Here is a 12,651-nt window from a genome sequence, read left to right on the forward strand (position 1 = left end):
TCAGCGCTGTGTCGATAAGCGATAAACCGCCACTGGCCACTGCACCAGGGATTTACCCTTGTTGAACAGCGCTACCCGGTCCATCTGTGGGGTGGGTAGCCACAACGTCCCATCCTTGTCCAGGAAGGGCGCATCAACCCAATGCAGGCGCTCGTCCACGATCAGGGTGTCGATCTGTCCGTCAGGTCGGCGTACCCGCATGGCGTCGTGGGCCAGGTCGGAAAAGTACAGGTTGCCCTGTGCATCCATGACCGACCCGCCGGTTGCCGGGATGTCGGCAAAGAACTCCACCCGTGCAGCCAGTTGTTCCGGGGGCAGGGCCGGGTTCGTAAGGTCTTGGATCCGCACCTTGAACCACGGGCCTTGCAGCGCGCCGTAATACAGCCAGACGCCGTCAATGCTGACTTCCAGCGGGTCGGCGTTGACGCGCAGGGGTTGGCCGTCGGGGGCCTTGACCACCTGGTTGCTGAGGATCAAGTCCCGGTCAGGCCGGGCGACCACTGAGGCGTGTTGGTCCAGCACGCGCCGGGCCGCGCCGGTCTCCAGGTCGACGACAATAATGCCGGCATTGCCCGCATCGGTGAGGAAGGCCTTACCGGCGCTGAAGCGGACGTCATCCACGTAGCTGCCCGCTATGGCGATATCCGGCCCGAAGAAGTAGGTGCGAACCACCTGGTTGGTACGCAGGTCGATACACACCAGTTTCGCACCCTGGCTGACGGGGTTGCCGCCGAACTCGGGCGAGCCGGTGTCCACGACCCACAGTTTGTCGCCTTCCAGGCGCAGGGCATTGATGTTCACGAAGACGTTGGCAGCATCCCGCCCTGGTGCCCAGCTGTTCCAGGCACCGCTTGGATAGGCAGCGCGCTGGCCATTTTGGTCGATTGCCGTCAGTTGTGGCCCCTGGGTCCCGGTCCAGCGTGGCCCAGAGAGAAACGTGCGGCCGCTGTAGTGCGCTACGGCGTTCCAGATCTGCCCGGAGCTTTGGACCGCAACGTCCAGCTCGGGCTGTTTGACGGTGGCGCACCCGGCAAGCAGTGCCAGCATGGCGGCGCCCAGCAGCAAGCGGGTCATGAGCGAGCGCCCCCTGCGCGGGCACAGGTATCCCACAACTCGGTGAGACGTTGATGGAGGGTGTGCATGAACTGGCTGACGGTGGCTTTGGACATGATGATTCTCCTGCATCCGGTGAAGTGACCTAACGAGGAGATAGCTTGATTGTTGGTGTTTAGCTGAAAAAGCCCAGGTTCCACGGATTCAGTTTCTTCAAATTATTGATAATCCGCGCCCAAGCAGCTCAACACGCAACGTTCGTTGCGCAATGTTTCTCCGGATGAGAAACTGGCCTAATTGTGAACAGTTATCATCCACTACCTAAACCATCTTCTTCCGCACGCATCCTGGTCATCGAGGATGACGTCGAACTGTGCGCCCACCTTTGTAGCCATCTGAGCCGGCGCGGCTTCATTTTGAGCAGTGCTCATCGTGGCGATGAAGGCTTGAGCATGGCCCTGGATCCAGCGGTCGAGCTGGTCCTGCTGGATATCATGCTGCCCAACGAAAACGGCCTGAAAGTACTGGCGCGCTTGCGCAGCGAGCGGGGTACGCCGGTGATTCTGATGTCGGCACTGGGCGCCGAGCAGGATCGCATCACCGGTTTCAGCCAGGGCGCGGACGACTACCTGCCCAAGCCTTTCAGCCTCGCCGAACTGGATGTGCGTATCGACGCGTTGCTGCGGCGTGTGGCACTTGATCGCGGCGCACCCGCCAGCAGGCCGCCATTGCTGGACCTGGATGCAGGCGCCCGGGATCTCATGTTCAACGGCTGCCCGGCAGGCCTGACCGGTTCGGAGTTCCGCTTGCTGTGCACCCTGCATGAACACGCCGGCGAACCCTTGTCCAAGGCGTTCCTGTACCAGCATGTGTTGCACCGCGCCTATACCCGGCTGGATCGCGGCCTGGATGTGCATGTGTGCAATGTGCGGCGCAAGCTCGCGGCGATCAACCTGCAAGGGGTGCGCATCGAAGCGGTGCGGCATCAGGGGTATGTGTTGCTGTGCGAAGGCTTGAGCTAATGCAGCGCCGGCACCCACTGCTGTGGAAAATGGCACTGCTGCAAGTGTGTTTCTGCCTGCTGCTGGTGTGGTTGGTGTGGGGCTGGGGCTTGCAGGTCGAGCGCAGTACTTACTTTCTTGAACAACCCGACCGCGATGCCCTGAGTGCCTACGCCGCCCAGGCCGAAGAGGTGGCCGCCACCGGCGATGCCCGGGCCGTGGAGCAATGGCGACTCGCCCTGCAACAGCGCGAGCAGACCTGGGTCGGTGTGCTCGATCCGTTCCTGCAAAGCCTCGGCACCCAACCGCTGACGGCGGCCGAAGTCAGTCACCTGACCTTTATGCGCAAGCCCAGTTGGCCCATGAGCAAGCGTCTGGAGGATGAACTGCCCTATGTCAGCATCGCCTTCCCCCAGCACCCGGAGCGCGGCCGTTTGGTCATGCAGTTGCCCGAGCGCTTGCTGCCACCGGGGCTCACGCCTTGGACGCACCTGTTTACCCACGGCGTGGTGCCGGTGGTGTTGGCCTTGGGCCTGGGGCTGTTGCTGTATCGCCACCTGGTGTTGCCATTGAACGAATTGCGCGAGCGCGCGAACGCCCTGAGTGCCGGTGACCTGGCGCCGCTGGCCAGCAGTTCGGTGACCCGACGCGGCGATGAGCTGGGTGAGTTGGCGCGAGCCTACGAGCACATGGCCGAACGCCTGCGCCAGAGCCTGCAGCAGCAACGCCAACTGCTGCGCACCCTGTCCCATGAAATCCGCACGCCCTTGGCCCGTTTGAAAATCGCCAGCGAAAGCGGCCTGGCGCGCCAGCAGTTGGAGCAACGGCTGGCGCGGGAAGTCGAGGAGATGCGGCGCCTGGTGGATGACTCCCTCAACCTGGCCTGGCTGGATACCGAAAAGCCCCGGTTGCAGTCTGAGGACGTGCGGGTGGCCTCGGTGTGGGAAGCGCTGGTGCAGGACGCGCATTTCGAAACGGACTGGCCATTGCAGGCGCTGGTGTGCGAAGTCGGCGGTGATTGTGAAATCAGGGTCCATCTCAACAGTTTCGCCCAGGCCCTGGAAAACGTCTTGCGCAACGCGATCCGCCATTCACCTCCAGGGGGCGTCATCCGCTTGAGCGGCGAGCGTGAAGGGGATACGTGGCTGTTGACCGTCGAGGACCAGGGCCCGGGCGTCGATGAAGCCGATCTGGAGCGGATTTTTGAACCCTACCTGCGCCTGGACGGCGCACCCGGCACTGGCTTTGGCCTGGGCTTGAGCATTGCCCGCCGCGCCCTCCAGTTGCAGGGCGGGCAGCTATGGGCCAGCCACGGCACGCAGGGTTTGCGCATGAACCTGCGGGTGGCGGCGGCAAATGTTTAGAAAGTTAATGTTCTTTACTCGCAATTGCATCTGATTATCATCTGCGATCTTTGCTGGCCTACCGCTATCGGTGGGCTTGACGTTTCGGAGATACCTCATGCACCGCCTGCCGCCCCTGTCCCTGCTTGCCCTGAGTATTTGCAGCCTGCTGCCCGCCAGCGGCTTTGCTGCCGAGCCCGAGACCCCTGCGCGTCTTGAACTGCAAACCCAGACCGTCCTGGGCACGGCGCAGGAAGAGATCAAGCAGGCGCCCGGTGTGTCGATCATCACCGCCGAAGACATCAAGAAGCGCCCACCGGCCAACGACCTGTCGGACATCATCCGCACCATGCCCGGCGTCAACCTCACGGGCAATTCCAGCAGCGGCCAGCGAGGCAACAACCGGCAGATCGATATCCGTGGCATGGGCCCGGAAAACACCCTGATCCTCATCGATGGCAAGCCGGTGGGCAGCCGCAACTCCGTGCGCTATGGCTGGCGCGGCGAGCGTGACAGCCGTGGCGACAGCAACTGGGTGCCCGCCGACCAGGTCGAGCGTATCGAGGTCATCCGTGGCCCGGCTGCCGCCCGTTACGGTAACGGCGCCGCCGGTGGCGTGGTGAACATCATCACCCAGCAACCCGGCACCGAGACCCACGGCTCGGCGACGATCTATCACAACTTCGCCCAGCACAGCGCCGAAGGCGAGACCGAGCGCATGAACTTCGGCCTGAACGGCCCGCTCACCGACACCCTCAGCTACCGGGTGTACGGCAATGTGGCGAAAACCAATGCCGACGACGCCGATATCAACAGCGGCCATGAATCCAGACGCACCGGGAACCAGATCGGCACCTTGCCTGCGGGGCGCGAAGGGGTGCGCAACAAGGACATCAACGGCCTGTTGAGCTGGAAAATCACGCCCGAACAAACCCTCGACCTGGAAGCCGGTTTCAGCCGCCAGGGCAACATTTATACCGGCGATACGCAGAACACCAACAGCAACGCCAACGTGAAAAAACTGCTCGGCCACGAGACCAATGTGCTGTACCGCGAGACCTACGCCGTGACCCATCGCGGCGACTGGGAGCTGGGCACCAGCCTGGCCTACCTGCAATACGAAAAGACCCGCAACAGCCGGATCAGCGAGGGCCTGGCGGGCGGTACCGAAGGGATCTTCTCCAGCAGCAATTTCAACACCACGGTGTTGCGCGACCTGACCGCCCATGGCGAAGTCAGTCTGCCGTTGCATGCCGGGGTGGACCAGGTGCTGACCGTGGGCACCGAGTGGGTCGAGCAGCAACTCGATGACCCAAGTTCCAACGGGCAAACCACCACTGCCGGCGGCAACGTCGCCGGGCTTGCCGGGACCAACCGCAGCAGCTCTTCCTCGGCGCGGATCTTCTCGGTATTTGTCGAGGACAATATCGAACTGCGCCCCGGCACACGCCTGACCCCCGGCCTGCGCCTGGATCACCACGACATCGTGGGCGACAACTGGAGCCCGTCGCTGAACCTGTCCCAGGTGCTCACCGACACCCTGACCCTGAAAGCCGGGATCGCCCGCTCCTACAAGGCGCCCAACCTCTACCAGCTCAACCCCAACTACCTGCTGTACAGCAACGGCCAGGGTTGCTACGGGCAAACCACCAGTTGCTACCTGCAAGGCAACGCCGAGCTGGACGCCGAAACCAGCGTCAACAAGGAGCTGGGAATCGAGTACCGCAATGACGGGGTCGTGGCCGGCCTGACGTACTTTCGTAATGACTACAAAAACAAAATCGAGTCGGGCCTGACCCCGGTCGGCAACGCCAGCGGCGGCACCGGCAGCACGGCCAACGCCAGCATCTTCCGCTGGGAGAACGTGCCCAAGGCTCTGGTCGAAGGGCTGGAAGGCACCCTGGCCCTGCCACTGACCGAACAACTGAACTGGACCAACAACTTCACCTACATGCTGCAATCGAAAAACAAGCAGACCGGCGATGTGCTGTCCGTCGCGCCCAAGTACACCCTGAACTCGATGCTCGACTGGCAGGCCACAGATGACCTGTCCTTGCAAATGAGCGTGGCCTGGTACGGCAAGCAAACCCCGAAAAAATACGATTACCACGGCAACCGCGTGACGGGTTCGGGCAATAACCAGTTGTCGCCCTATGCCATCGCCGGCGTCAGCGGAACGTACGCTTTGAGCAAGAACCTGAGTCTGACGGCCGGCGTCGATAACCTGTTCGACAAACGCCTGTGGCGTGAAGGCAACGCCCAGGGCGTGGCCAATATCGAAGGGGCGGGGGCTGCGACCTATAACCAGTCCGGCCGTACCTTGTACACCAGCCTGACGGCATCCTTCTGATGGGGCGCTTAATCAGCCTGGCGCTGCTGTTGATCGCCCAGGCCGCCGTCGCCCGGCCTGCGCCGGACCAGTTGATGGATGCGAAGGTGTTGCGCGAAGCCAGCGCCTATAGTTTCAGCACCCTGGAGCTGGATTCGGCCGATGGCGCGCGCCATTACCGGATCTGGCTGGGGCAGCCGCCTGCCGTGAGTGCGGCCACCCCGGTGGCGTACTTGCTCGATGGCAACGCCGCGATGGCCGCGCTGGACCACCAGGGCCTGGAGCAACTGGCGCACAGTGTGGCGCCGCCGGTGCTGGTTGCCGTGGGCTATGCCACGCCACTGCGGATCGAGCGCACGGCGCGCACCTTTGACTACACGCCAAGCGTCGGCAGCGCCGTGGAACAACGGGACCCGTTGACTGCGGTGCCCAGTGGCGGTGCGGATGTGTTTCTTGACTTGCTCACGCAGAACATTCGCCCGCTGGTCAATCAGCGCCTGGGCATCACCCCGCAGCGGCAATTGCTGTGGGGCCACTCCTACGGTGGTTTGCTGGTGCTGCATGCGTTGATGACACGCCCGCATGCCTTTGATGACTACGCGGCGGCGAGCCCTTCGTTGTGGTGGAACCGAGGGGTGGTGACGGCAGAGGCCCACGGCCTGGCGCAACGCCTGCGGGGCAGCCAGCCCCGCTTGCTGCTGATGCGTGGCGACCAGGAACCGGCCAGCCCGGCCGCCGCGGCGCCGGCCAAAGAGGCCAGTGACACGGCATTCAAGGCGCTGCTGGGCACACTGCATCAGGTGGATGGGTTACAGGTGCGCCACCTGACCTTTGCCGGGTTGGGGCATGGGCCGATGTTGCCGGCGTCCTTGCGCTATACCCTGCAGATGCTCAGCCAGGGGCGTTAGCCTCGCCAGGTTGGCACGCCCGCGTCAGCAAGTGGCCGGGCACGATCTGCTTGCACAAACCTTGCGCGCTTTAAGGTTGGGAGTCGTGGTGATGAGGTCTGCAGGCATGTCCTGGGCGCGGCCCTTGCACGGTTGATTGCAAGGCGTTCTGTTTCTGGATGTTGAAATGTGCAGTTTCTCCAGGAGTTGGCAAAACCCTTGGGGTAGCCTTGTTTCCTACAGATAACAAGGAGTCGTCATGCAGCGAAAAACCCTCAACCCTCCGACCGTCTTCAACTCCCTGCAATACGGTTTCAGCCAGGCCATGGAAGTGCGCGATGGTCGGCGAATTCTGCTGTCCGGCCAGGTGGGCGTGGACGCTGACGAGCGCACCGTCGGCCCTGGCATCGCCGAACAGACCGCGACCGCCCTGGACAATATCGAAAAAGTCCTGGCGGCGGCCGAGGGCGATCTGTCCCATGTGATCATGCTGCGCCTGTATATCGTCGAGTCCGCCCGCGATCAGCAGGAGCCTATCGCTGCCGCGTTGCGCGAGCGGTTTCCCGAAAACCCGCCGCCCTCGTCGTGGATCATCGTCAGCGGCTTGTCACTGCCTGAATGGTTGATCGAGATCGAGGCGGAGGCGCTGATCCCGCAGTGATCAGTAACGCATCATCACCGACTTGAGCTCGGTGTAGTCCTCGATAAAGGCGCTGCCGAACTCCCGGCCAATCCCCGAGGACTTGTTGCCACCGAACGGCACGGCGGGGTCGAGCAGGGTGTGCATGTTCACCCACACCGTGCCGGCGTTGATCGCCGGGACCATGCGCAGGGCCTTGCCCAGGTCGTTGGTCCACAGGCTGGCGCTGAGGCCGCTGGCGGTGTGGTTCATCAGCGCCAGCAACTCGTCCTCGTCGTCGTAGGGCAGGAACGTGGCGATGGGGCCGAAGGTTTCTTCGGTAAGCAGCGTGTCGTTGATGCTGTTGGCGAGAATGATCGTGGGTTGCACATAGCAACCGGGCCGCTCCATCGGTTGGCCGCCGTGGATGATCGTGTTGTTTTCGGCGCGGGCGGTGGCAAAAAAACCTTCCAGCTTCAATTGGTGCTGGCGATGGGTAACCGGGCCAAACTCGGTGCGCTCATCCAGTGGCGAGCCGATATTCAGGCGGCTCAAACGCTGGGCCAGGGCTTCCATGACCGGGTTGATCTGCGAGCGGTGGACGAAAAACCGCTCGGCCGCCGCGCAGATTTGCCCCGAGTGCAGGAAACCCGCTTCGATAATGCCGTTGACGGCGGTTTCCAGCTTCACATCGCGCAGGAACGCCGCCGCGTTCTTGCCACCCAACTCCAGGGTCGCGCGCGTCAGGCCGGCGCCCATGGCCGCGCGGCCGACCGCAATGCCGGTGGGCACCGAGCCGGTGAACGACACCTTGTCAGTGCCTGGGTGTTCGATCAGCCCCTTGCCCACCTGGCCGCCGCCGGTCAGCACGTTCAGTACCCCAGCGGGCAGGCCGGCTTGCACCGCCAGTTCGGCAATGCGCAGCAGGGTCAGCGGCGTGAATTCGCTGGGCTTGATGATGATGCTGCAACCGGTCACCAGGGCCGAGGCGAGTTTCCAGATGGCGATCATGGTCGAGAAATTCCACGGCACGATGCCCACCACCACGCCCACCGGTTCGCGCAGGGTGAAGGCGCTGTAGCGCTCGCCGGCAAACGAGGGCAGTGACGGGGTGAGGGTCTGGCCGCTGATCTTGGTTGCCCAGCCCGCGTAATAACGCAAAAAATGCGCGGCCTGGTCCACTTCAAAGGCGCGGGAAATCTGGATGATCTTGCCTGACTGGCAGGTCTCGATCTGCGCCAGTTCCTCGCGGTTGCGCTCCAGCAGGTCGGCGAGTTTGAGCAGCACATTGCCACGGACCGCCGGAGCGGTCTGCGACCACTGTTTGAAGCCGCGCCGCGCCGAGGCCACGGCCCGCTCGATATCACTGGCTTGCGCATCGGCGACCGTGGCGATGGCCTGGCCGGTGGCTGGGTTGATCACCTCCAGGGTATGGCTGGACTGGCTGGGGACGTAGCCACCGTCGATAAACAGGCCGTGGTCTCGACGCAAGAAGGCTTCGACGGTGGGCAGCAGCGCGATATCGCTCATGGGGGTGTTCCTGATCAGAAAGGAAAACCCGAGGCTAACCAACGCGGGTAGCTAGAGCTTGACTGTGCCTGCCGGGGCGTATGTCTGTGGCTGCCATGCCCCTGTGGGAGCGGGCCGGCCTTATGCCATTCAGTTAAGCGCGGATCCCCTGTAGGAGCGGGCTTGCCCGCGATGGCTGAGTGTCAGTCGATACATTCGGCGGATGAACTACCGCTATCGCGGGCAAGCCCGCTCCTACAGGGGAAGTGCGGTGGTTCAGGGGCAACCCACGTCTTAGAACGGCACCGCCACCACCAACTGGCTATAGACGTTGGTGCCGTTGCCACCGACCTGGTTGCCGCCGGTGTCCTGGTCCTTGTCCGGTTGGTACAGGCCAATCAATGGCGTGATGATCAGGTGCTCGTTCACCGCCCATTCGGCATACAGGTCCAGCTCGCGGCCATCGAGGTCGAGCATGTTGCGCTTGCTGACGGTCTGGTAGTCGAAGAACAGCGCGCCGAGGGTCAGGTTGTCCAGCGGCTTGACCTTGAGCGCCACGTGCTGCACCGAGGTGTTGCTGTTGTAGGGCCCGGAGTAGTTGCCCGCCACTTCGCCCTGGACCCAGGTGCCAAACCCTCGATTGAAGCCAGCGAACAGCGCGTCCCAGTTTTTCGAGTAGCGCGCATAACGGTAGGTCAGGTCCGGCGACCAGGGCAGGTCGGCGAAGGTGTAGCCGGCCTCGGCGTACCAGGCTTTTTCCGGGCCGGGGTCTTTGTCTTGCCAGGCGTACTCGAACGAGAAGTGCGCGTTGTCGATCCCGGCGTTGCCGGTGCCGCGCAGGCTGTAGAGATTCATGCCCTTGCGTTGCTTTTGCAGGTCGTTGGCAAAGCGCTCATCCACATCGATGCCATGCAGGTAGGTCAGGCCCAGGGTGCCTGGCGCAGCGCTGTACTCCAGGGTGCCGATAGCCATTTCGGTCAGGGCCTGGGCGCGGTTGTCGGACTCGATCCACATCAGGCTGCCATGCAGGCCGTCCTTGCCGCCCAGGCGTACCACGGCTGCCTTGTCGAAGGCATGCCGGGCCGCGATGTAATAGGCACCGCCACGGTCGAACTGACCGTCGGCCACGCCATTGCCCAGGTTCGGGCCGTCGTCGTTGATGATAAAGCCGTCGCCCACGGTAATGATCTGGCGCCCGTACGACAGGTCCAGGCCATCCTTGCCCAGTGCTGGCAACAGGTCCCCGGAGCGCCAGCCGGCAAAGGCTTCCTCGAACTTGGTGGTGCGCTCGCTGCCGTCGGTCACGCGGGAGGCATCGCCATCGCCCCAGGTGCCGGAGCTCACCAGGTTGGCGGTGCCGTACACACTGCCCAGGCCAGCCAGGGTCTGGTCAATGCTCAAGCCGTACTTGATGAAGCCTTCACGCCAGGTCGAACCGCCCTGGCTGCCTTCGTAGTTCTTGCGGCTATTGAACATGCCGTAAACGGCCAGGAAGTTGCCGGTGACGGTGGTGTCGTCGTCGGCATACAGTTCAATCGCCTGGGCCGCCGGTTGGCCGATCAACAGCGCAAGACCCAGGCCGACAGCCGGGCGCAGGTGGCGGGTTTTTAGTGTGTGCTCCATTGTTATAGTCCCCAAGAGTTAAGTTGAGGGCGCATTAGGGCGAGCGTCGGCGGCGCAAGTCTTTCACCTGCGTGCCAGGCAATTGATCCTGGCCGCCAGGCCGCAGGCCCTGGCAGGGAGCAACAAAACCGGCGGCAGCCAGGGGCAAGACGATCAGGTTGGGCGGGGCGCACAGTGCAAACACTTCTAAAAAATCCCTTTCGAGGATCTGCACCATGTCGATCAATGACAGACTCACCGCGCACCTGAACCGGGGTACGGTGGGTTTCCCCACCGCATTGGCCAGCACCATTGGCCTGATCATGGCAAGCCCGGTGATCCTTACCGCGACCATGGGCTTTGGCATCGGCGGCAGCGCGTTTGCGCTGGCCATGCTGATTGCCGTGATGATGATGCTGGCCCAGGCCACGACCTTCGCCGAGGCCGCCTCGATACTGCCCACTACCGGCTCGGTGTACGACTACATCAATTGCGGCATGGGGCGTTTTTTTGCGATCACCGGCACCTTGTCGGCCTATCTGATCGTGCACGTGTTTGCCGGCACCGCCGAAACCATCCTGGCCGGGGTCATGGCCCTGGTGAACTTTGAACACCTCAATACCCTGGCCGAATCCGCCGGTGGCTCCTGGTTGCTGGGGGTGGGCTTCGTGCTGGTGTTCGGCCTGCTCAATGTGTTTGGCGTCAGTGCCTTTGGCCGCGCCGAGATCATCCTCACTTTCGGCATGTGGACCACCTTGATGGTGTTTGGCGTGCTCGGCCTGATCACCGCGCCAGCGGTACAACTGGACGGCTGGTTTGGTCAGTCCATGGTGGGCAGCGACCTGGTGACGGTGTTGTCCCTGGTGGGCATGGCGATGTTCATGTTTGTCGGCTGCGAATTCGTCACCCCGCTGGCGCCGGACCTGCGCCAGTCGGCCAAGGTCATGCCGCGGGCGATGATGCTCGGCCTGATGGGGGTGGCGACGTGCATGTTCATCTACGGCGCGGCCATGAAGCGCCAGGTGCAAAACGTAGTGCTGGACGCGGCCAGCGGCGTGCATTTGCTGGATACGCCCATGGCCATTCCACGCTTTGCCGAGCAGGTGATGGGGCAGGTCGGGCCGCTGTGGCTGGGGATCGGCTTTCTGTTTGCCGGCGCCGCCACCATCAATACCTTGATGGCCGGCGTGCCAAGGATTCTCTACGGCATGGCGGTGGATGGCGCGTTGCCCAAGGTGTTCACCTACCTGCACCCACGCTTCAAGACCCCGGTGCTGTGCATCCTGGTGGCGATGCTGATTCCCTGCCTGCACGCGCTGTACCTGGGCGGCAACACCGACAACATCATGCACCTGGTGCTGGCGGCGGTGTGTGCGTGGAGTTTCGCTTACCTGTTGGTCACGGTGTCGGTGGTGATCCTGCGCATTCGCCGTCCCGACTTGCCACGGGCCTACCGCTCGCCGTGGTTCCCGCTGCCGCAGCTGCTGTCCAGCGCCGGCATCCTGCTGGGGATGTGGTTTATCACACCGCCGGGGATGGACCCGGCGGATATTTATGTCCCGTTCGGCGTGATGCTGGGCGGCACTGCGGTGTATGCGCTGTTCTGGACCCTGGTGGTGCAGAAGGTCAATCCATTCACGCCGGCGTCGGTGGAAGACGTGCTGGCCAAGGAGTTTGCCAATGAACCGGGTCACTCTCACAACGGCTATGTCAGCACTGCGGCAAAAGCTGTCTGAGCTGTTCAGCGCACAACGGGCGCCAGCAGGCTATCAGCCGGGGCGCACCCTGGGGCAACTGCGGGGCAATTTGGGGCTGGCGCGTTTCGAGCAGGTGTCGCCGACCTTGGCGCGGGCTGCCCTGGACGATGGCAGTCTGCACCTGGAAATCCGCGAGCGCACCGAATCGCAGCTGTTGATGCACCTGGTCATGACCGAGTTCAGCTTGTGCCTGCCCGCCTCGACAGAGGGCGCGGCACGCTTTGAATTGCACCATGGCGGGGCCGTTCGACGTACCGGGATCCGCTGCCGGCAACGCTCGGGCGAGGGTGCATTGCTGGGGCAGCTGCAGGTGCGCTTGCAACAGGACAGTGCCTTGCACCAGGCATTGATGCCCCTGGATTTCAAGCGCCTGCACATTGAATTGCACGCCCGGCACTGGCACGTGCGCCTGGAACACATGGGCGGCAGCGAGGTGGTCAACCGCATGCCTGCCTTTCGCCGCTACATCGCCCTGAGCCGCGAACAGCGGGACGTGCTGCTGGCAGCGCTGCTCGGCTTGCAGCGCGTATTGCGCACGCTCTGATTGGCAT

General features: G+C 63.2%; 11 protein-coding genes. 7 read left to right on the top strand and 4 right to left on the bottom strand.

The window, feature by feature from the left end:
• Positions 1–1,074, bottom strand: coding sequence for an L-dopachrome tautomerase-related protein (locus HBO11_RS02675; protein ID WP_169956074.1), 1,074 nt, complete (start codon positions 1,072–1,074; stop codon positions 1–3).
• A 278-nt stretch (positions 1,075–1,352) separates the two neighbouring features.
• On the opposite strand from HBO11_RS02675, the gene HBO11_RS02680 reads away from it, so the two are divergent.
• From HBO11_RS02680 to HBO11_RS02700, 5 genes are all read left to right on the top strand, one after another.
• Positions 1,353–2,075: a response regulator transcription factor gene (locus tag HBO11_RS02680; RefSeq protein ID WP_169956075.1), complete on the top strand. Its 723-nt coding sequence runs from the start codon at positions 1,353–1,355 to the stop codon at positions 2,073–2,075.
• On the top strand, positions 2,075–3,418 hold the full coding sequence (locus tag HBO11_RS02685) for a sensor histidine kinase (protein ID WP_169956078.1): 1,344 nt from the start codon (positions 2,075–2,077) through the stop codon (positions 3,416–3,418). The genes HBO11_RS02680 and HBO11_RS02685 overlap by 1 nt, the downstream gene beginning before the upstream one ends.
• 97 nt (positions 3,419–3,515) lie before the next feature.
• A complete protein-coding gene (locus HBO11_RS02690; protein ID WP_169956080.1) occupies positions 3,516–5,747 on the top strand; it encodes a TonB-dependent siderophore receptor in 2,232 nt (743 codons plus the stop codon).
• The gene (locus HBO11_RS02695; RefSeq protein WP_169956082.1) at positions 5,747–6,634 is read left to right on the top strand and encodes an alpha/beta hydrolase-fold protein; all 888 of its coding nucleotides are present in this window, start codon (positions 5,747–5,749) and stop codon (positions 6,632–6,634) included. Before HBO11_RS02690 ends, HBO11_RS02695 begins: the two co-directional genes overlap by 1 nt.
• Positions 6,635–6,872: 238 nt before the next feature.
• Positions 6,873–7,274: a Rid family hydrolase gene (locus HBO11_RS02700; RefSeq protein ID WP_169956084.1), complete on the top strand. Its 402-nt coding sequence runs from the start codon at positions 6,873–6,875 to the stop codon at positions 7,272–7,274.
• Here HBO11_RS02700 and HBO11_RS02705 read toward each other — a convergent pair whose 3' ends face one another.
• From HBO11_RS02705 to HBO11_RS02715, 3 genes are all read right to left on the bottom strand, one after another.
• Positions 7,275–8,762: an aldehyde dehydrogenase family protein gene (locus HBO11_RS02705; RefSeq protein ID WP_169956086.1), complete on the bottom strand. Its 1,488-nt coding sequence runs from the start codon at positions 8,760–8,762 to the stop codon at positions 7,275–7,277.
• Positions 8,763–9,035: 273 nt separating this feature from the next.
• A complete protein-coding gene (locus HBO11_RS02710) occupies positions 9,036–10,364 on the bottom strand; it encodes an alginate export family protein (RefSeq protein ID WP_169956088.1) in 1,329 nt (442 codons plus the stop codon).
• Between the two features lie 34 nt (positions 10,365–10,398).
• The gene (locus tag HBO11_RS02715) at positions 10,399–10,602 is read right to left on the bottom strand and encodes a hypothetical protein (RefSeq protein WP_346266499.1); all 204 of its coding nucleotides are present in this window, start codon (positions 10,600–10,602) and stop codon (positions 10,399–10,401) included.
• Between HBO11_RS02715 and HBO11_RS02720 the strand changes: the two genes are divergently transcribed.
• Both HBO11_RS02720 and HBO11_RS02725 read left to right on the top strand, forming a co-directional pair.
• Positions 10,580–12,079, top strand: coding sequence for an APC family permease (locus HBO11_RS02720; RefSeq protein WP_169956090.1), 1,500 nt, complete (start codon positions 10,580–10,582; stop codon positions 12,077–12,079). The two genes, HBO11_RS02715 and HBO11_RS02720, sit on opposite strands and share 23 nt — an antisense overlap.
• Positions 12,024–12,644 (top strand): DUF3156 family protein, encoded by a 621-nt coding sequence (locus HBO11_RS02725; RefSeq protein WP_169956092.1) that lies wholly within the window; start codon positions 12,024–12,026, stop codon positions 12,642–12,644. Before HBO11_RS02720 ends, HBO11_RS02725 begins: the two co-directional genes overlap by 56 nt.
• Positions 12,645–12,651 lie beyond the last annotated feature (7 nt).

This window comes from Pseudomonas sp. WS 5010 (genome assembly GCF_012985565.1).
In the GTDB taxonomy this organism is placed as follows: domain Bacteria; phylum Pseudomonadota; class Gammaproteobacteria; order Pseudomonadales; family Pseudomonadaceae; genus Aquipseudomonas.

What these genes read in the sequence shown, in the direction of transcription:
- HBO11_RS02675 (WP_169956074.1), bottom strand. Translation starts at nt 1,074, where the DNA reads ATGACCCGCTTGCTGCTGGGCGCCGCCATGCTGGCACTGCTTGCCGGG.
- HBO11_RS02685 (WP_169956078.1), top strand. Translation starts at nt 2,075, where the DNA reads ATGCAGCGCCGGCACCCACTGCTGTGGAAAATGGCACTGCTGCAAGTG.
- HBO11_RS02690 (WP_169956080.1), top strand. Translation starts at nt 3,516, where the DNA reads ATGCACCGCCTGCCGCCCCTGTCCCTGCTTGCCCTGAGTATTTGCAGC.
- HBO11_RS02695 (WP_169956082.1), top strand. Translation starts at nt 5,747, where the DNA reads ATGGGGCGCTTAATCAGCCTGGCGCTGCTGTTGATCGCCCAGGCCGCC.
- HBO11_RS02700 (WP_169956084.1), top strand. Translation starts at nt 6,873, where the DNA reads ATGCAGCGAAAAACCCTCAACCCTCCGACCGTCTTCAACTCCCTGCAA.
- HBO11_RS02705 (WP_169956086.1), bottom strand. Translation starts at nt 8,762, where the DNA reads ATGAGCGATATCGCGCTGCTGCCCACCGTCGAAGCCTTCTTGCGTCGA.
- HBO11_RS02710 (WP_169956088.1), bottom strand. Translation starts at nt 10,364, where the DNA reads ATGGAGCACACACTAAAAACCCGCCACCTGCGCCCGGCTGTCGGCCTG.
- HBO11_RS02720 (WP_169956090.1), top strand. Translation starts at nt 10,580, where the DNA reads ATGTCGATCAATGACAGACTCACCGCGCACCTGAACCGGGGTACGGTG.
- HBO11_RS02725 (WP_169956092.1), top strand. Translation starts at nt 12,024, where the DNA reads ATGAACCGGGTCACTCTCACAACGGCTATGTCAGCACTGCGGCAAAAG.